Genomic DNA, 19,597 nt, shown 5'->3' on the forward strand with positions numbered 1-19,597 from the left:
GGTCGATGCAACACCGTTGAAGAAAGGACGATCGTATTGAGAGAACGCGGCCCGTCACGGATAGCCCTGCTATGAAGTTCTACCGATGCAGCTCGCCGGCACCGCGATTTCAGGCCGTGACGCCGGGCGAGAAGATACGCGAGACGTCTGTACTGACGTCTCTTGTCCAACCAGGAGCGCGCGAAAAGGCAAGGCAGATGGTTAGCGGTTCGAGCAATGATCGGTTCGTAGTGTCCCGGCGACGTACGGGGTTTGGCGACTGTCTGTGGTCACTCGCGGCAGCCTGGCGATTTGCAAAGCAGACAGGACGGACGCTAGCCATTGATTGGCGGGGATCTTGTTATCTTGATGAACCATTCACCAATGCCTTTCCAGTCTTCTTCGAACCGGTTGAAGACATTGGCGGAGTGCGAGTAATTTGCGATGACGACATCAATACGCGTTCGTTTCCAGGACCATTCTTTCCAACATGGTGGAACAAGCCATCTTTCGATTGCATCTATCGACCGGACGAGCAGATTTTCAGGGAACGCGATCAACTCGATCAACTGTTCCAAAGTCAGAGAGATAGTGACGCTAACACGGTTGTGTGTGATGCCTGCCTGATGTGGCGCTGCGATCAGGAAGCGGAACGCGAAATCTTCCGGAGTATTAAGCCGCGGCCTGAAATTCAGGCCCGGATTGATGCTATCTACCGCGAGCACTTTGAGCCGTACAGCGTAATCGGCATTCATGTCCGGCATGGCAATGGCGAAGATATTATGGGGCATGCCCCTTACTGGGCGGACACGGAGCGCGCCTTGCGGCAGATCTACAATGCCATTGATGAGGCCAGGAGTTTATCCCACGCAAAACCTGTGAGGGCGTTCCTGTGCACGGACAGTGCGCTCGTCCTCGAGCAGGTTTCGGTTAAATTTCCCGATGTCTTCGCGATTCCAAAGCAGTTCCAGGCGCCTCAAGCGGGCCCATTGCACCATCCCGCCCTCGGAGCTGAAGGCGGCTTTTCTGCCCTCACCGAGATGTATCTCCTTGCCCGCTGCGACACGGTGATCCGTTTTCCGCCAACGAGCGCTTTTACGCGCTATGCGCGTCTTTTCGCCCCACGCGTTATAGAATTCGATTTGAACGATCCGGGCCGGTTGATCCTGATTGAAGACAACTCGCAAGCGCTTATGGCTTCGTGAAAGTCGCAAACCCGCGTGATCGATCTCACCGCCGCTCTTTACGTCCGATAGCCGTGGAAGTTCTTCTCCGGGCGACGATTTTCTGGCCCGCGGGCTGTCATTGCCGCAACGTTCCAGGGGCGAAGAGAACGAAGCCGCGGCCGAATGCGTTCGGCTAAGGCGCGGCTTCGACAACAACGGCCCTAAAGTGCCGCTGCGTTTTACAGAAGGAGCACGCCTTCGTCTTCGCTTCGGGCGGGCCGCAGACGGAAGCTAAACAACGCTCAATCACGGATGAACATTTCAGCTCGCCAGCTCATGCTTGGAACTAGCGCCGCGAAATCCAGTGCCGCTCAGAGCATGGCGCGATAGATCAAAAGTGGCCGCCGACGAATCTAACGTGCAAGCTTGGTACATCAGTTTTATGTTGGGGCGGCTAATGGCCGTGGCCGTTATCCCCGGGCATTTTTCGACTTCGACGAGAGGCGCCGGCCAGCCGCAGGCTCGTACGGTTGTGCGATCGTGAAAGCGAACGCGGGCTGGGTAGCCCTTTCATGAAGCGGGCGAGTGCTCGCGAACTTACGTAGCAGAGTCACCATCGCTGTCAGAAAGCTCACCTCCGCTGTCTTGAATGCGCCAAACATTCCGCGTGCGCGACATTAGGACGCAAAACGGAAGCGCATTTACGTACATCGCAGTGGCGCAAATCCTGCTACGCGTGCGCGGGCGCAAAAGTAGAGGAGGCGGCCGTGGGTCTCGATCTGCCAAATGACAATCTGATCCGAGGTCCGCTGCCCGAAGCACATTTGGATCGCCTCGTTGACGCTGTTAATGCGCGCGTTGATCGTGGAGAACCGAAGGTGATGTTACTCACCGGCGCATCGCGCGGAATTGGCCATGCCACTGCCAAGCTATTCTCGGAGGCAGGCTGGCGCATCATTTCTTGCGCACGCCAACCGTTCGACGGCGAGCGATGCCCCTGGGAGGCTGGGAATGACGATCATTTCCAGGTCGACCTCGGCGATCATCGAATGCTGCCGCGCGCAATCACCGAGGTTAAGAAACGCTTGGCTGGTGCGCCCTTGCACGCGCTGGTGAATAATGCGGGTGTGTCGCCGAAAACGCCCACAGGCGATCGGATGACATCGTTGACCACCTCAACCGATACCTGGATGAGGGTCTTTCATCTTAATCTGGTGGCTCCGATCCTGCTGGCGCAGGGTTTGTTTGATGAGCTAAGAGCCGCGTCAGGATCGATCGTGAATGTGACTTCAATCGCGGGCTCGCGGGTGCACCCATTCGCCGGTAGCGCCTATGCGACCTCGAAAGCTGCGCTTGCGAGCCTCACACGCGAATTGGCCCACGACTATGCGCCGCATGGCATTCGCGTCAATGCGATCGCGCCCGGCGAAATCAGGACCGACATGCTGTCGCCCGACGCGGAAGCGCGCGTCGTGGCAAGTATCCCGCTGCGCAGAGTGGGTACTCCGGACGAAGTGGCCAAGGTCATCTTCTTCCTATGCTCGGATGCGGCGAGCTATGTTACGGGTGCCGAGGTGCCGATCAACGGTGGCCAGCATCTGTGAAGCGGCCGGCCCGGCGGCGAAGCTGACTTGAGCTTCCCAACGGACTCACGTTCTCCGCTGACCACGCGCATACAATCAACAGAAAATGAATCGAAGGCACACGGCAAGTTTACTGTCGTGCCATGAAAAAGTGTCACGGTTCGATGTCATCTCGTCAACACTTGGCGCTAGATCGAGAGTGACATGCAAAACGAACCTCGCCAATCCGGACATGGGTCCAGGGAGGATGATCAAGGAAACGGAGACAGGCTTATGCTGCATATCCCCTCCTCGAGCGAAAGACCTGCCTCGCAGCCGGAACCGGAGCGTGCCCCCCCGGGGGAGCCGTCGCATGAGAGCGCGCTGGCCGGCATCTACGAAATATCGAAAATACTAAATGCTCCCGGCCGGCTCGAAGTCACCTTGGCCAACGTTCTCGGTCTTCTGCAATCGTTTGTGCAGATGCGACACGGCCTCGTCTCGCTGTTCAACGATGACGGCGTTCCAGAACTTACAGTTGGCGCCGGCTGGAGCGAAGGCACTGACGAACGTTACCGGACGTGCGTGCCGCAGAAAGCAATCCACGAGATCGTAGCGACAGGCAGGTCTCTTATGGTCGAGAATGTAGCCGCCGAGACGGCCTTCAGCGCTGCCGACCGGGAGGTTCTCGGCGCCTCTGATAGTATACCGGTAGCGTTCATCGGGGTCCCGATTCGCGTTGATTCGACGGTCGTTGGTACGCTGACGATCGACCGTATCCCGGAAGGCAGTTCAAGTCTTCTCGAGTACGATGCGCGGCTGCTCGCCATGGTCGCGAACGTGATAGGACAAACGATCAAGTTACATCGCTTGTTCGCCGGCGATCGCGAACAATCGTTGGTGGACAAGGACCGGCTAGAGAAACAGACAGTTGATCGTGGGCCGCCCGCTCGCGAGCGCAAGCAGCTTCAGGCACACGGGATCATTGGCGACAGCCCGGCGCTGAGCGCACTGCTTGAGAAGATTGTCGTTGTAGCCAGATCAAACAGCACGGTTCTGCTGCGTGGCGAATCCGGTACCGGGAAGGAGCTGGTAGCCAAGGCCATTCACGAGTCGTCCGTTCGTGCTAAGCGGCCGTTCGTTAAGCTGAATTGCGCGGCGCTCCCCGAGACGGTCCTGGAATCGGAATTGTTTGGCCATGAGAAAGGTGCCTTTACCGGTGCTGTCAGCGCCCGCAAGGGGCGCTTCGAGCTTGCTGACAAAGGGACGCTATTTCTTGACGAGATCGGAGAGATCTCACCTCCGTTCCAGGCGAAGTTGCTGCGAGTTCTGCAAGAGCAGGAGTTCGAGCGCGTCGGCAGCAATCACACGATTAAAGTCGATGTTCGGGTGATAGCTGCGACCAACAGGAACCTTGAAGAGGCTGTGGCAAGGAGCGAATTCCGCGCGGACCTCTACTATCGTATTAGCGTAGTTCCCTTGTTGTTGCCGCCGCTTCGCGAAAGACGCAGTGATATTCCGCTGCTCGCAAGAGAGTTCCTCAGAAAGTTTAACAGCGAGAACGGCCGCTCTCTTACTCTGGAGGCGAGTGCGATCGATGTACTGATGAGCTGTAAATTTCCGGGAAATGTCCGCGAACTCGAGAACTGCATCGAGCGGACCGCGACACTCAGTGCCGGAACATCGATTGTAAGAAGTGACTTTGCATGCAGCCAAGGCCAATGCCTTTCCACGACGCTTTGGAAAAGCACATCGTATGGCAAGACAGACCCGGCGGCACCGATGCAACCGGTGCCTGCAAAGTCCATCATCCCGCTGGCTGAAACGGCCCCTCCGCCGCAGGCTGTCTGCGAACCGGGCTCATTGGCACCTTCCGGCACAGTTCTCGTTAGTGGTGCGAGAATGGCTGATCGCGAGCGGGTCGTTGCGGCTATGGAAAAGTCTGGCTGGGTGCAGGCCAAGGCAGCGCGCCTACTCGGGCTAACCCCGCGCCAAGTCGGCTACGCGCTGAGGAAATACGGAATCGAGATAAAGCGGTTCTGAGCGCCCCGCATCGGCCTGGACTGATTCCGCCAAATCGATAAGTGAAGACGGTCCGCGTAGTTAATCTAGCAATCTGAGGGGAATGGACCGCCGGGGGCGTCGGCTTGCCACGACCCCGAGAAGGGCTCAACTATTCAGCGACAGATGGGGCGGAGAGCCTCACTTGCGAGTCGCACAATCGCGAACCGCCGGTTGCTCGAAATGCAAAGAGCTATCATCCTTATCTCAATCAAGCCGGATTGGCGAACGCAATGCTTAATGACCCTCGACCGGTCCGGGCCTGCAGGGGATTAGCGGCAGTCAATCCGCAAGCAGTCCCGCCGCCACTTGCCAGCGTGGTGCTGCGAAACAGCGCTGTCCGAGCCTGCTTTGTGCCGGCATCCCTTTCAGGAAGCGCGGGGTAGAGAGGGCGCACTACCCGGTGTTAAGCCTTGTGACAGCGAGCGGTCCCAAGCGGCGGGGATGGTACAAGACTTGCTGTTCTCTTCCCAACTGACGTAACTTTAGGAGCAACACCTTGCATAATATTGTCTGCATCAAGCAAGTTCCGGACTCGGCGCAGATCCGCGTGCACCCCGTGACCAATACAATCATGCGTCAGGGAGTGCCGACCATCATCAACCCGTATGACCTATTCGCGCTCGAGGCCGCGCTGGGGCTGCGCGATCGGTTCGGTGGCGAAATTACCGTGCTTACCATGGGGCCGCCATCGGCAGAGGAGTCGTTGCGAAAGGCGCTGACTTATGGTGCTGATCGCGCCGTCCTACTTACTGATCGCTGCTTTGCGGGCTCGGATACGCTGGCCACTACGTATGCGCTTGCAACAGCGATCCGGAAAATTGGCAAGGAATATGGTCCGGCAAACCTCATCTTCACGGGAAAGCAGACCATCGACGGCGATACAGCGCAGGTTGGTCCTGGCATCGCGAAGCGACTGGGCGTAGGGCAGCTAACTTACGTTGCGAAGGTCAGATCCGTGGACGTCGCCAATGAAACAATTGAAGCGGAGCGGCGCTCGGAAGGCGGTGTGCAGGTTCTGCACACTAGGTTGCCCTGCCTCATCACCATGCTTGAGGCGACGAATCAGATTCGGCGAGGCGCGATGGCGGATGCCTTGCGTGCCGCGCGAGCCAAAATCGTGAAATGGAGCGCGCAAGATGCAGGTGTCGAAGACATCTCCAAATGTGGGCTCAAGGGCTCGCCGACTGTCGTCAAACGTGTGTTCGCTCCCCCTGCGCGGGCCGAGAGGGCGGCGCTGGTTGAGTCCGCCGAGCAGCCGGCGCAGGCGCTAATAGACGCAATCTTCTTGAATCAACCGAAGCTCGAAACCGATCTGGCGACACTTGCTCGTGACGCCCGATCTGGACTGTCCGGGCAATGTTAGCAACGCGCTCCAAGAAATGTATCAACGCTCGCACCCGAGTCGATGAGAGCGCAACATGTCGTTGTGCAACGCGGTAAGCTACCATAAGAGTTTGCTATGCCATCCGTCGATCTCGCCATCGGCTGAGGCCGCATGTTCCGTAGAGCACGTTATCGCTACGATCGAGTCCGGAGCCGCCCAGGATTGCCGGGGCACGGCCAAACAGGCCTGCGCATATTTCAGATCTTCCGTTTTGTCGTGTTCGACCGTGGAAGACCATTGCTTCCTCCGTACCGGTCGCGAGCAAAGACGGAATACGTCAGCAACCCGGGTCACCATGCTAGCGCTGCCGTCTGCACGTCCAAAGCCCTGTCGCTGGCTTTAAGGAGCAAAGCCAACCTATGCGGCGCCTTTGAAGCAATCCGCCAATTCAGCAGCCGTGTGTATGTGAACAGCCGCTGTTTCGTTCCTGACGGCGGTGCGCAGCCTCTCAAGTGCTATGCACCTGCTATGAGGATAGGTCACAAGTGTTATACCAGCTTCTTCGGAATCTGACGGAGCAAATTCAAGAGTTGGCATGATGGTTGCTGTTAGCCAGTAAAAATTAAGAGGGGGTAACCGCGAATGCGAAGAACAGGCGAGCGGCATGCCACGAACGACCTGAGGCCCTGTGAGGTCGGTAGGCACGAATTGGATTTTACAATGCTGTACCAAGTTGACAGCGGTTCGATGAAATGGCGGCAGCAGCAACCGCGAGGGCTTCATTCATTTGCTCAGGCAGCCAAAGCTGCACCGCGCGACTAGGCGTGTCATTCGCGCATGCGGCATTAGCATCAGAATGGCATGCGCGGCGAAGTATCCAAGACGATTCTCCGCGCGCATGCTCGCCGTGGCTGCCATTGCGGCATCGGATTGCTGCTGGACTGGAAGCCAACCGGATCCTCGCCGCTCCCTCAATGAACGAAGTCCCTTCGATGCGCATGACCAGGACAGAGAAGACCGCAATCTGCCGTGGCCAGGAGAACGACGAAAGTTTGCGTGAAAGGTGAACGCAACATTAGGCCCTTTGAAGCCAATGAACTCAGCGCGGTCAATAGTCGGCCCGGACATGAAGGTAGCTTCGTCAAGGACCGTTTCGCTTCTCATCTGCAGGGAGTCAAATGATATCTCAAGCGTCTCGATTTGCACCGGATCAGCCTCCGAAGTTATCCTGCGAGTACTTGACTGAGCGAGTGCGAGCCTTGTTCGGCCCGCATCCGTTCGCCTCCCAGATGTCCGGAGACCAGGTCGCCAGCCTGCTGCCTGAATACCTAGCGATGTCACAGGCGTTCCCGTACCTGCAGGCAGGGTCGCAAAGGGACCTCATATTCGATGCAATGCATCAAAATCGGGACATTGGGAGGGACATTGAACTGACCAGCGTGGTCGCGAATTTTATCTGCTGGGATGAGACCGGTGGCCATGGCGGGATTCTCCGGGGCGGCAAGGCGGCGTTGCCCGATATTCTTTTGACAGAAAACTTTCACTCCAACCTCTTGAGAAAGGATGCTGCACGACTACTCGGCAGAGCGATAAGGCCCAACTATAGCGACAGGACGAAGCAGTACCTGCATTCTCTCTATGCCGGATTGTCATCGAAAGACCCCCTGGTTCGTTGCGCCTACATGGTCGCCTTTGAGCTCCATGCTGCAGACATGATCCAGTCGCTGTGGACCACTCTGGTCAAAACCTTCAAGGCGCGGCCGGACGATCTTGAGTATTTTCGCGGCCATGTCGGCGGAGAAGATCCCGCGGAGAAGTACCACGGAGAAATGACAGGCCGGCTGATTGGTGAACTTGTGCAGCCTGGCCTTAATGATCGCTTTTTGAATGAATTCGGCCGAGCCTATCGGCTCAGCGTCCAGTGGTGTCGCGATCTGCTCGGAACGGCGGCGCGTACGGGAGATGATCACTCCGAGATGCAACATCATGGCCGTTGTCATTGCGGCGCTATCAAATTCTACGTCAATGCACCTCGAGAGCTCTCTGCAGTTCGATGCAATTGCTCAATTTGTCAAATGTCTGGATTTGTCCACTTGCTCGTACCTGGCGATAAGCTGCGCATCGAGTGCGGCGAAGAGTTCCTCACGACATACCAGTTCAACAAGAATATTGCGCGGCACACGTTTTGCCGGCTTTGTGGCGTAAAGCCATTCTATAGGCCGAGGTCGAATCCCTCCGGGTACAGCGTAAATATCCGATGTCTGGATAGAAAGACCATCGAGCACTTAAGAATATCTGAGTTCGATGGCGCGCATTGGGAGCAAGCATTCCTGTCAATGCAGCAGGACCCGGAGTCATGCTTCGAAGATCAAAGGAGTGAGCTCGAATGGCGCGCGCAATGAAAGATAAATCCTGTCTTCTTTCAGAAGAAGTCCTGACAAAGTACCGGATTGAGCTGCTAGTAAAGGGGTCCGTCGTAATCGCCCCGCAAATGTTATTCACTCAAGACGACATAGCCAGGATCGATCAGCTGCAGGCTGAGATTCCGGAAGAAGAAGTGCGGGAGGGAGATGCGGGCGACTTGCACAGCGTCTTTGTCCAGCGCGTGAGGGTAGACCCGCCCGGCCACGCGCCTAGCAACGTGAGTGGTACTGCTTCGGGTCAGATCATGGAGCTGCTCGAAAGTAGAGATCGCAGCTTCGCGCTAAGAAAGATCTTCGGAGCATCCGCAGATTACGTGGTTCGCCGATGCCAGATGCATCGTATGCCGCCGGGGTCCTTTATCGGCATTCATTTGGATGCGGCGAGTGATCCGGATTTCGAGTACTCGGTGATTGTGCAGCTAGCGAGAGACTTCGACGGCGGTGAATTCGTGGTATATCCAACCGGGTACGAACAACACGTATTCCGGCCGCCATTTGGCGCTGTGCTTGTCACAACCTGTAAGGTCCGGCATGAGGTAAAGCCGGTATCAAGCGGGGAGCGCCGATCCCTCGTATACTTCTGTTCAAAACGCAGCGGCGTGAACCGCCGGATCATCGAGGGTTCTAACGCTCGGCCCTAGCGTGCCGCGCCTGGTATGGGTCTCTGCAAATCGTGGGCTGAGCGAGCTCTCCGGGGAATTGATGGCTTTCCCATCTTGCGGGTCCTTCGTGAGGTCCGACACGAGTCTGGTCGCAAGCGATGGCTTACATTGATCGTACGCGTCCGGTGACGGCCCCTAGTTGGGCGTCTTGAGCGGATGGCCGACCTCGCTCATGGGGCATGAGCGACGTTCTGAGGTTACCAATTCCGGGCGTGAGTTCGTGGACGCGCTTGGCGAGATGATCCAGCAGGCAGGCCAGCACAAGCCTGTGGATCTAGGGCTTGGCTGTGGCGATGAAGTGATCGCTTTGGTCGTGTCATTGTTACTCCAAGCTCTGCGCCCCGATCCGGGCCTTTTCCTCGCCCGTCCATCGTCGGCGACGATCCCAGTGATCACCTCGACGCGACGATCACCTTGCTACTGGCTCGAGCATGGTATTTGCCATCGTTCCTCCTCCACGGATCCGCTCATGCCGAGCTGTATCGCGGGCGCCGAAAGGGGAGCGGTTGGGGCCTCACGCCGTTACAATGGGCCGAATATTTCCACCACAATCACCACAATCACGAGGAGAGTGGTCGCAAAGGCCATGATGACCATTCCGCTGCCCGCAGGTAGGAGGCTGAGAGGCGAGGCGATAGGATTGCAGATCGACGGCATCACACGGGGCGGGAGATTGAGCCTCTCAGTGCTATCGAAGATATAGCTAGTCGGGCGTCGGGACTCACGGACCACACATCCAAAGCTGGGTTGCATCCCCGCGGAATTGTCAGCCAGCTGGTCCCGACCGGGGTTGTCCGGCGGCTGCCCGGGAACGAGCGGCGTTTGGCTGTAGTAGGGACCACCATGCTTGGAGCTCGGTGCCACCTCGCGCAGAGCAGTCTGCCTGACAAATGCGGAACTTGCGCCAGCGGCCACATTCATGGCTTTTGCAACTCCAGATGCAAGCAGAATCAAAGCCAAGTCGAACAAGATCAATCGGATCAGCCTCATTGGGGCTCCGAAGATAGCTGCTGCGGCCGCGTTCTTTGCGGCAACTCCTGCTCCTATGCAGCAATTTACGTGCCGGCAAAGTGCGGTCTTTTGGGGCCGCTTATTTCATAGTGAAACTCGCATAAACCCAAGCCAGCGAGTGCAATCGCCCATCGTATTGTCGAGTTTCAACGTAGGCGTCGCAAATCGGCCAAGCAGGACGTGCAATGCGATTAGCTTTTGGGGTCGGCAACTGCGCTGGCAGCCTTACGCCATGACGCTCGTCGCTGTACAAGCTTCGGCGCACCGCTGGTCTCGTCCGGGACGAACAAGAGCACTCTCATAGGGCCACCATTCATCGTCCGACCAAAGCTTGCTCGGTGATTGGGGCACCTTCGTCGCCACGTGAAGGAAGGGAGGCGCGCGTTCCCGGTGCGCGATGGTGTATCCCAGGCTTCGAAGCGATGAATTGAGCGGCTGACGATGTTTGCTACGACTTCAATAGTCGGTGTTGCTGATCGTGGGCCGCGGGCCTGTTCGGCGCAATCACAACGCACTCCACAGTGCCAGCCTTTTCATCGGCAGCAAGCGGGATCACGCCCTCCTTACGTGTGTGGTCGAATATAAGTCCATCCTTGACGAGACGATCATGCGCCGCCCGGAAGGATGCTGATCGCACATTTCTCACAGATAAAATAACGTTACAGCCGAAATAGTCGACGCCTAGCAGCCGGACGGCAATGTTGTGTAACACCGAGCCGCCACCCCAGCGGCCGTTCGCTTCATTGAACAGCAACCGCCCGTCTTGTGCGAAAATGGCGTCGATGTTGATCATTCCGCGATACCCCAGGTCTCGCGCGAGTGCCACAAAACGGTAGGCATGGGCCTGGGCAGCTAACAATTGCTCTTCCTCCAAGTCGCTTGGAAGCTCAAGTCCCGTCCGGATCAGAGCTCTTTCGGATCGGTCTGCGCTTTTACGCAGACGTATGCTTCCACTATTGACAAAAGCGATTGATGCATCATCCTGGATTGTATACTCGAGATAGAATAAAGATCGGGCCAAGTGGTACGATTCCACGACCAGCGTCTTACACGAGGCTGTTGTCATCTCAGACCACAATGCTTCGGGATCAAACGACGGCCACGAAACCCACCGAGTATCTCTGGCTCCAGGTAGCGGATCGCTCTTATTGCTGGTCAGGATGACGTTTCCAACTCCACCAGCTCCATTATCCAACTTTACAATGACCGTGCCGGTCTCGGATTTGAGGGAGGTGACGGCTTTGAACAGTCCATTTGGGTCTGTCGCGACTGATCCATGGGGGAGCGGAAGTGCAACGCTTGTTGCCAATTGACGGAAGTGGCTCTTGCGATTCAACAGATCAGGCCCGCGCTGCAAAGCGAAGTCGTCACCGGTCTTCGGTATGCCTAGAATGGCCGCCAAGCGTGCGACGCCTTCAGTAGAGTAGCAGGGATACAATTGCCAGTCTGATTTCTGGCGAATATGTCTTTTGAGCCGCTCGACAACAGTTTTGGACAGTAACGTACAATCATCGAGGATTGTCGATTGGCGGCTCGCAGGTACAAGCAGGCGAAGAGCCGATGAATGGAAATTGAGCGTTCCGCCAATGAAGGATAACAGATCGGCCGGGATCACTACCGGAGAGACTATCAGGTCGCCCTCCTGAGCAAACCACGCTGAACGAAATGCCGAGTTGGCGGCCAGCGAAAGTTGAGCTTTTGTTAGGTGGGCGCCCGACATCTGAGGCGTACCGGCATTCATAATCAGGATTCGCGGCATTCTCGACCTCCGGACATCTGGTCGTGATCAGGATGGGATCGTCATGGCAACCACGAAGTCGTTGCCATGCCGTGGCAAGGCTCTGGGAGAGGGGAGAATTTGCGCCATCTCGATGTCACCTGCGATGCAGCGGGAGAGAACGGCCCGCCTCGAATCTGCCGATCTCAATTTATGGCTCGGCCGCGTATGAAATGATCTCGCAGAGCCCGATAAACGGGCTCTGACCAAACATGGGCGATCAGCGCTTGCGCCTCGATCCGGCAGTCGCCGCCGCTTGGTCACATAAGCGGCGGGTGCGTCTTCCCATCGAGCAACGGCTCGACCGACCAGCATTCGGCTACATTTGGATGTTCCGTAAGCACTCGCTCTATTCTTGCTGGAAAGATATTCTCGCTTGAAATAATCGAGAGTTGTTTTGCCGCGGTGAAGCGGAATAGATCCATCGGCCTCGCAGTGTCCATTGTCGCCGGCGAGGCTGGGGATCTCGAGTCGGGCTCCTCTCAGGGCACCAAACTGGCTCTCCAAGGCGCGAGCGATCCGCTCAATGTATCGATTGAGGATGACATAGCTGGACGGCTTCCGTTCGAAATGAATCGCGGTCTTGTCAAAGGTATAGGTAGCGCTTCCCTCGGCCGGGGTGGAAAAATTCAGCTTGCTATTCATGCGTGTCAGGTCCGCGCATTCTGTTTGCGCCACCCGCAACGGCCCCCCAAATCCTGACGAGGCCCCGGTCATATGCTTCGGCTGGCGCTTGTACAGGCTGTGCTCACACGGTCTTGGCGGAAGCCTTCTTTTAATGGCTGTCATGGGGTGCGAACGATGGATATCGCTCGAGGGAAATCTGCCGATCGATCGATCACTCCGCTCTGCTCAGCTGCGGTGTGCATCTTCCGGTAATGATCGGCACACCACGAAGAGGTCTTCTTGCCGCGTTTTTGATATACAGGCTCGCCGCACATATAGGCCGCTCTCATATCTCCATCTTTGAAACCGATGATGCAACGGCACTGGCCTTCAACATGATGAACTAACAGGACCTTCTTAAGGCCATCGCGGTCTTTCAACTTGCTGCTCCAGCCTGCCAAACAATTTCTTCCGATGCCGCGCTGGTCACGCGGAGTCGCCCGCGCGGGCCACTCGTCGAAACCCGCGCGGGCTCACCATCTGCCAAACCTTGCACGGTCGAAACGCCTTGCCAGGTGCGGAAAGGAGCTTGAAGGTGGCGGGTTCGGCGAACTGAGTTTTGTGCGTTGCTGCGCGAGACGAGCAGCTTCAGGAAGCGGGCGCCACCTAAGCGCTTCCGATAGACTTCCACGTCGATCAATTCTGACCTTATCGGCTCCCGTGGCGAAGTGGCCGCCGGCGGCCATATTGTCAGGATCAGAAATGCCGAACCATTTAGAGCTACGTGCGAGCTCTGGCGCCGCGATCGGAACTCGCTGCACAGCCCTCCCGAGCGAGGGACTATAGACAATGAGGAGCATGACCGGCCATCGGTCAGCGGATATGACCAGCTGAGGCATTCGCAGTCCCTCACACGATAGGTGCCACGCCCGAGAGCGTACGATTTAACGTTACGTCAGATTCAAGCCCCTTTTTTGCGGCCTATGAAAACGTGACCAAGGTAATGCTGGCCCAAGCAGTCCCCCAAGGGGCTATCGCGAACATGTAGCGCCGCCGTGAGGGGGGCGAGCCCCAGTTAATGAGGGCCATTGAGGAGAGATCCAGCGAACGCGTCGGCGGCGTACCCAACGCACGTCGCCGCTCGCTTCCGGCGAAATTTGGAGTTGCTCAGGGGGCGTATGCGGGAATCACCATCGGCGGTCAGTCTGAGAAGGCGAGATATCGAAGCCAAGCTTGGCAAGTGTTTTTGGCGTTTGCGTAAAGCGCCACGCTGGCCTGCCAGTCTCTCGGCATGTAGGCGGCAACGGCGCACCTAATGCGCTCTCAGCAGAACACGTCGTTTTGCCTCGAAAAGATGCTCATCCAGGGTATCGTGCAGCGCACGCCGCAGCTCTGGCGGGATGGAGCTATCTGTATCGATCAATTCCCGAAACTTCCGGATGATGTGTTCTATTGTTGCGATCGTTCCCAGTGTTTCCATCCTCTGCCAGGGCATCATCCATTGTCTCCTTTGGCGCGTAACGCACGTTGCGCCGCGGGTCCTCACCTCAGCAACCGGGCCGAGAACAGCCTCTAGTCGGCAAAGGGGTGGCTGTCGGACACCTGCTCAGCGCGAGTTGTTTCGTCAGCGGCGCTCACTCAAATTCCGCAGAAGTGGCGCGCATTTGCAGCTGCAATATTCTTGCGCACGTAAGCTGCACTCTTGATCGCATTAGTCGAGCCTCAGCCAGCTCAGCTTTAGGCGTTTGAAACCGCAATCAAGCGAGTCAGCCGGGCGGCTGCAGCGCCGTGATCAAGTGATTCTTGGCCAAGTGCCACGCCTTGCTGTAGGTTCGAGGCACGACCGGCCACCACCAGTGCCGCCGCCGCGTTCAAAAGTGCGGCATCACGAAAAGGGCCTGGGAGGCCGTCGAGCACTTTCTCTAACGCAATGGCATGAGACTCGCAATCACAGCTCTCCAGCGCATCGGCGCGGTAGCGGGGGAGCCCGGCTTCTTCCGGCGTCACTTCGAACGTGCGGACTGTACCGGCCTCGACCGCAGCAACAAAGCTTGTCCCGGCGAGGGATATTTCATCGAGCCCGTCCGAGCCATGAACAACCCATACCGAATCGGCACCCAGGTTCTTCAAGACGTACGCCAATGGCTGCACCCATTTGCGAGCGAAAACTCCAAGGATCTGCCGCTTGACGCCGGCCGGATTAGACAAAGCCTCGATTAGATTGAACATTGTGTGGGTTCCAAGCACGCTTCGGATCTGGCTGATGCGCTGCATCGCAGGATAGCCGGCTGACGCAAACATGAAGCCAATGCCGGCTTCGTGCACACAACGTGCGATCGCATCAGGCTTGAGATCGACCTTTACGCCTAGACTCGCCAACACGTCTGCGGTGCTTGAACGCAAAGTCGCAGCGCGGTTAACATACTTGGCGACAGGAACGCCGGCCCCGGCGACGATGAAGGAAGCGCACGTCGATACGTTGAGCGGACGCATCGCCCCGTCGCTCGCACCAGTGATATCGATGGGGTCGCATTGCATTTCCACCTTGGGCATTAAATTCCGCATTGCGGACGCGGCGCCGGTGACTTCTTCGACTGTTTCGCCGCGGACTCTCATCCCAATCAACAAGCCACCGATCTGCGAGGGAGTTGCGTCACCCGACATCATGCTGTCGAACGCTGACGCAGCCTCCTCGCGCGTCAGTATGGCGCCCGTGGCAACTTTCGCGATGATCGACTTGAGCGGTTCCATCGAACTGTGCACGTCCCTTGTCCAATCTGAGCTGCGACCGTTCAGCCAGACGTCTTTGCAGCCGAGTGCCTTGTTGCAGCTGCCTGTCTATTCGCACTCGCTATGCCGCACTTGTCCAACAGGCGGCCGACAGATGAAACGTGAGCATCTGTGGCGACGCTACAACCTGACGCTACGTGAGGGTCAAGCCCTCTCCATTCGATGGTGCCCTAGATAGGACGCCGGCGGCTGGTCAGAGGACTGCAGTCGCTTGATACCAGAACAATAGCGTCGTCTCGAGCCTGCTTGCCGGCGATATTAGGAGGGTCACAAGGCTTTTGGCTTCCGGCGCCGCCGTGGCGGGGGCCGCCGGTTAACCTTCGTGCGATGTGCTGCACGTGAGCTGGGACGACTTCTGGTAAGGAGCCGGGCGGACAAGTCGTAGCACCTTCACTTCGATCTGCTGCTCTGATTGCCGATGTCCCGCCCGGAGATCACGTATCGGCATTGCTGACTGAGGCGATCTTGCTTGGATCTGAGGCAGACAGTGATAGCAAAGCGATCTGGTATGTGACTACTACAAAGGCGTAACACGTCTTCCATACAGGCCTCTTTCTCCTCTGCGGTCGGCGCTTGATCAAGCGCGTTGGCTGGCGCGAGCATGACCGTTGTCATTGCCAGGCCAAGAGCGATGGCGCCGTAGCGAAGTCCGAGGTCCGAAGCCAACTTAGTTCGTTGTTTCTGAATCATAACATTCCTTCAATTCGGGTGGGGTGACGTTTTGTTCTTGCTGTGTGCGGAGCGCATCATCTGCCAACCGGAAAGCTGCGGATCTGCTTAGCTGGCTGTCGGCAAGCTCGTTATTCTACTTTGCGGTTCTCATTGTACGGAGCCCGTCATCCGCCGGGAATGACATTCGATGAATCGGGGGTAGGCCTGCACCGGATGGTGTTAGGCTCTCTATTTCGTCGTCCTGGGCTAGCGTACATATTTGAAGCATTCGCAAATGTCGTGATGTCAGGAATCCCCTGGCTCTCAGTGGTGATCCCCACTTGTCCCAACTCGTACAATCTAACGATGCATGCGATTCAAAGTCTCTTCATAAGACCGATGGTCTAAAGCTGTCGGGGGCTGTGGACTAGGGATCGACCGCTTCGGCAGCCGAGCCACGAGCGTCGCTCCTACGTGATGATACGGAGCGTAGGTGTCGCAATTGTTTGATCTACGAATTGCATGCTCTCGGCATGAATCCGAAAAGCAAACTCTACCAACCCGATCACTGGCGAGGCCGCGCGCAAGCAACGCGAAAGAAGGCGGCAGCGCTCGTTGACGGGAAAGCAAAAGACAGGTTGCTTAAGATTGCCTTCGAATACGACAAGTTAGCGCAGCGCGCCCTCGTGTGGCGGATGCGCAAAAATGAGGACGATACGTGGCCTGAGCAAGAGCTGTAAGCGCTGCTACGGCCAATCAAGGCTTCAGCCTTTTGAACTATACCCAACCCAAGGGCGAGGCTGATATCGCTCAACAAGCAAGTCAATCCCGCCTGCTCCGAGCGTTGCGGGAGCGAGGAGCGAGGCGGCCGGGCCGTCCTATGCCATAGGACGTGAGGGCGGAGCCGGCCGCTTGCCCAACGTTCCTTCAGGTCTCTTTGCTTCGTCAGCTTCTCGAAAGCTAGCTTTCACATAACGGTAATGCGGAGTACCAGTTCTCACTTGCAGTCAATCCGTTGCGCCTAACGAGGAAGCCCGGATGCCACCTGCGCGGTACGTCGAGCTGCTACTGGTCATTTTTGGCACTTAGCCGCGGCCGCAACGGCATATCAGTGTCTTTCATTTCAGACATCTGGGTTATGCGTCGGAATTCCTGTTGCGGTCGCCGGAGCAGCGCACTCTAAATCCAGGTCGCAGCGCGAATTGCGCGCCGGCATCAGGTTATTCGCAGCCGTGGCGGCTGCAGCATGCGATAGGCCCTAGAAGCCTCGCGCGGTCGCCATGCACGGGAGGCTGTCAGAAGAAGGCTGTGATGACCAAGTAGATTCCAGCCCAAAGCACCGCATTTATGAGAAGTGCGACGAGGAGCTCCCAGTTCCACCTTCTCTGCGGTTGCAAGGAGGGACGATCGGCGCCGAAATGCTTGATCATTGGGGGCTTTGTTACGCGCGAATGTACGTCTCATTGCGCTGAGCGCCGGCCAACAGAAATATGCCAAGCTTTGCATGCCTCCTATCACTCATAAGCTAGCAGTCCTCTCTTCATAGGGCGGTAGGAGAACGATGTTCGTTGCGTCGCGACCACTCGGCCGATTGATTGCTCGTGTATCTTCGGAACGGCAAGGTCGCGTTCGGCCCACGCAGCAAGCTACATGCCAGAAGGTAGAACTGTCGGCAGCGCCTTTCATTTGATGGGTTGGTCAAACGGAGCCGCTGCGCGACGTCGGAGTCGCGACATTCCTGTCGGAAACAAAACCCGCATTACCGTGTGCAACGAACACCGGCGGCGACGCCGGTGATGCTGTGTTGAAGATGGGAGTTTGGCCTCCCGGAGCCGGCCTTCAGGGGCAGGCTTCAAACCACCTCATGCTGCCGCGTTCAAAAGGCGCGGTGGTGAGCGATGAGGAAAAAGGCGGTGAATGAAACCGTCAGGTAAGTGACAAGAAGATGAGTGCAAGCGAACCGCCGATGACGTATCGAAATGGGTTCAAGATGCTGTCAAGACGGGCGTGGGGTAGTAGCGCTCGGAGGAGTGTGGGCGGAGCCTGTTTACGGCCCACGCGGCAGCCGGTGCATAGGCGGCATGATCTCGTCACAGGCTTCAACACGGAACGTCGGAACCTGACGCAATGCGTCAGGGGCGGAGCAACCCGTAATAGTGAGGAAGCGGCTGTAATGGCCGTGGAGCAAAGGGGTTGCGTTATCCTGCCGGCGTCACTGCGCCAACCGGGAAGACCGGGAGGAGCACGGTGAACTCCGGCAAACCGTTGCCCATCACCAAGCGGATGGTGTGGGAAGCCTATAAGCTTGTGAAGAAGGGAAAGGCGGCGGGCGTCGATGGCCAGAGTCTCGAAGACTTTGCCGGCGATCTTGAGAACCACCGCTACCGGCTGTGGAATCGGTTGGTGTCAGGAAGTTACTTCCCGCCACCAGTGCGGCGGGTCGAGATTCCTAAGGCCGGCGGTGGGATTCGTCCTCTTGGCATACCGACGGTCGCGGACCGTATCGCCCAGATGGTGGTCAAACGGTGTCTGGAGCCGGTGTTGGATGGAGAATTTGATCCGGACTCCTACGGCTACAGGCCCGGAAAATCGGCCCATCAGGCCATAGAGCAGGCGCGTAAGCGGTGCTGGCAGCACGACTGGGTCGTAGATCTCGACATCAAGAGCTTTTTCGACACGATCGATCATGAACTCTTGATGCGCGCGGTCTATCGACACACGAAAGCTGACTGGATCCGGCTCTACATTGAGCGGTGGCTTAAGGCTCCGGTCGAGATGCCCGATGGATCGGTTCGGGCGAGGACGACAGGCAGGTCTCAAGGGGGTGTGGTCAGTCCAATCCTGGCAAACTTGTTCCTGCACTACGTGTTCGATGTTTGGATGAAGGGGTCTTATCCCCACATTCCGTTCGAACGCTACGCCGACGACATCATCTGCCATTGCCGCACGCGGCAGGAAGCGGAGGAACTCAAATCGGCGCTGGAACGACGGTTTGCTGACTGCCATTTATTGCTGCATCCGGAGAAGACTAAAGTGGTCTACTGCGCTGACAGCAATCGACGGCGGTCCTACCCGCAGATCCATTTTGACTTCCTGGGCTTTAGCTTCCGCCCCCGTATGGCGAAGAACCGGTGGGGCAGGATCTTCACCTGCTTCCTTCCGGGCGTGAGTCCGAACTCTCTCAAGGAGATGAGGGCTCGCATTCGAGGATGGCGCTTGCCTCAGCACTCGCCGCTTCCGCTTGAAGACATCGCGCGTAGTCTCAGCCCCGTCCTTCGGGGCTGGGATCAATACTACGGGCGATTCTACCCGACGGAACTGCGTAGGCTCTATGAGTACTTCGATGAGCGCCTCGGCGCGTGGCTTCGGTGCAAGTACAAGCAACTGAAGGGCCATCGGGGACGGTCGTTGCGGAAACTCAACGAGATGGCGAAGCAAAATCCAAAGCTCTTTGTCCATTGGCAAAAGCTTGGACGGGCTACGGTTGGATAACAGGAGCCGGATGATGCGAGAGTATCACGTCCGGATCTGTGAGCGGCCGAGGGTGAAACTCCCTCGGCCTACTCGACAGCAAAAGGTGAG

Annotated in this window: 14 protein-coding genes; 8 read left to right on the forward strand and 6 right to left on the reverse strand. The window is 57.4% G+C overall.

Going from position 1 to position 19,597, the window contains the following annotated elements; genetic code table 11:
* Positions 1-71: 71 nt before the first annotated feature.
* From AB7008_RS10245 to AB7008_RS10270, 6 genes are all read left to right on the forward strand, one after another.
* Positions 72-1,184: a nodulation protein NodZ gene (locus AB7008_RS10245; RefSeq protein ID WP_011084832.1), complete on the forward strand. Its 1,113-nt coding sequence runs from the start codon at positions 72-74 to the stop codon at positions 1,182-1,184.
* A 728-nt stretch (positions 1,185-1,912) separates the two neighbouring features.
* Positions 1,913-2,749, forward strand: a complete 837-nt coding sequence (locus tag AB7008_RS10250) for an SDR family NAD(P)-dependent oxidoreductase (protein ID WP_011084833.1) — start codon at positions 1,913-1,915, stop codon at positions 2,747-2,749.
* A 252-nt stretch (positions 2,750-3,001) separates the two neighbouring features.
* Positions 3,002-4,750: a nif-specific transcriptional activator NifA gene (nifA, locus tag AB7008_RS10255; protein ID WP_014497807.1), complete on the forward strand. Its 1,749-nt coding sequence runs from the start codon at positions 3,002-3,004 to the stop codon at positions 4,748-4,750.
* A 517-nt stretch (positions 4,751-5,267) separates the two neighbouring features.
* Entirely contained in the window at positions 5,268-6,134 is an 867-nt protein-coding gene (locus AB7008_RS10260; RefSeq protein WP_011084835.1) for an electron transfer flavoprotein subunit beta/FixA family protein, read from the forward strand.
* A 1,211-nt stretch (positions 6,135-7,345) separates the two neighbouring features.
* Entirely contained in the window at positions 7,346-8,497 is a 1,152-nt protein-coding gene (locus AB7008_RS10265) for a GFA family protein (protein WP_014497805.1), read from the forward strand.
* Entirely contained in the window at positions 8,482-9,159 is a 678-nt protein-coding gene (locus AB7008_RS10270; RefSeq protein ID WP_014497804.1) for a 2OG-Fe(II) oxygenase, read from the forward strand. The genes AB7008_RS10265 and AB7008_RS10270 overlap by 16 nt, the downstream gene beginning before the upstream one ends.
* Before the next feature lie 543 nt (positions 9,160-9,702).
* Here the strand turns inward: AB7008_RS10270 and AB7008_RS10275 are convergent.
* The 6 genes from AB7008_RS10275 to trpD form a co-directional block, all read right to left on the reverse strand.
* Positions 9,703-10,170 carry a hypothetical protein gene (locus AB7008_RS10275; RefSeq protein WP_018647484.1) on the reverse strand — a complete coding sequence of 156 codons (468 nt, stop codon included), beginning with the start codon at positions 10,168-10,170 and terminating at the stop codon, positions 9,703-9,705.
* 469 nt (positions 10,171-10,639) lie between these two features.
* Complete coding sequence (locus AB7008_RS10280) at positions 10,640-11,950, reverse strand: peptide ligase PGM1-related protein (RefSeq protein WP_028143989.1); 1,311 nt, start codon at positions 11,948-11,950, stop codon at positions 10,640-10,642.
* Positions 11,951-11,977: 27 nt separating this feature from the next.
* Positions 11,978-12,613: a hypothetical protein gene (locus AB7008_RS10285; protein ID WP_223153701.1), complete on the reverse strand. Its 636-nt coding sequence runs from the start codon at positions 12,611-12,613 to the stop codon at positions 11,978-11,980.
* Between the two features lie 140 nt (positions 12,614-12,753).
* The gene (locus AB7008_RS10290) at positions 12,754-13,014 is read right to left on the reverse strand and encodes a hypothetical protein (RefSeq protein WP_133415003.1); all 261 of its coding nucleotides are present in this window, start codon (positions 13,012-13,014) and stop codon (positions 12,754-12,756) included.
* Between the two features lie 872 nt (positions 13,015-13,886).
* Positions 13,887-14,072 (reverse strand): hypothetical protein, encoded by a 186-nt coding sequence (locus tag AB7008_RS10295; protein ID WP_014497801.1) that lies wholly within the window; start codon positions 14,070-14,072, stop codon positions 13,887-13,889.
* A 239-nt stretch (positions 14,073-14,311) separates the two neighbouring features.
* A complete protein-coding gene (gene trpD / locus AB7008_RS10300; RefSeq protein WP_014497800.1) occupies positions 14,312-15,325 on the reverse strand; it encodes an anthranilate phosphoribosyltransferase in 1,014 nt (337 codons plus the stop codon).
* A gap of 1,196 nt (positions 15,326-16,521) precedes the next feature.
* Here trpD and AB7008_RS10305 point away from each other — a divergent pair.
* Together AB7008_RS10305 and ltrA are read left to right on the forward strand one after the other, a co-directional pair.
* Positions 16,522-16,755 (forward strand): hypothetical protein, encoded by a 234-nt coding sequence (locus AB7008_RS10305; protein ID WP_014497799.1) that lies wholly within the window; start codon positions 16,522-16,524, stop codon positions 16,753-16,755.
* 1,507 nt (positions 16,756-18,262) lie between these two features.
* Entirely contained in the window at positions 18,263-19,507 is a 1,245-nt protein-coding gene (ltrA, locus tag AB7008_RS10310; RefSeq protein WP_014497798.1) for a group II intron reverse transcriptase/maturase, read from the forward strand.
* The last annotated feature ends 90 nt before the right edge of the window (positions 19,508-19,597 follow it).

This window comes from Bradyrhizobium sp. 521_C7_N1_3 (assembly GCF_052075975.1).
Lineage (GTDB): Bacteria > Pseudomonadota > Alphaproteobacteria > Rhizobiales > Xanthobacteraceae > Bradyrhizobium > Bradyrhizobium japonicum.

Excerpts from the sequence above, each read along its gene's own strand:
- nifA (WP_014497807.1), top strand. The coding sequence starts at position 3,002 with ATGCTGCATATCCCCTCCTCGAGCGAAAGACCTGCCTCGCAGCCGGAA.
- AB7008_RS10245 (WP_011084832.1), top strand. The coding sequence starts at position 72 with ATGAAGTTCTACCGATGCAGCTCGCCGGCACCGCGATTTCAGGCCGTG.
- AB7008_RS10295 (WP_014497801.1), bottom strand. The coding sequence starts at position 14,072 with ATGATGCCCTGGCAGAGGATGGAAACACTGGGAACGATCGCAACAATA.
- AB7008_RS10280 (WP_028143989.1), bottom strand. The coding sequence starts at position 11,950 with ATGCCGCGAATCCTGATTATGAATGCCGGTACGCCTCAGATGTCGGGC.
- AB7008_RS10270 (WP_014497804.1), top strand. The coding sequence starts at position 8,482 with ATGGCGCGCGCAATGAAAGATAAATCCTGTCTTCTTTCAGAAGAAGTC.
- AB7008_RS10275 (WP_018647484.1), bottom strand. The coding sequence starts at position 10,170 with ATGAGGCTGATCCGATTGATCTTGTTCGACTTGGCTTTGATTCTGCTT.
- AB7008_RS10285 (WP_223153701.1), bottom strand. The coding sequence starts at position 12,613 with ATGAATAGCAAGCTGAATTTTTCCACCCCGGCCGAGGGAAGCGCTACC.
- trpD (WP_014497800.1), bottom strand. The coding sequence starts at position 15,325 with ATGGAACCGCTCAAGTCGATCATCGCGAAAGTTGCCACGGGCGCCATA.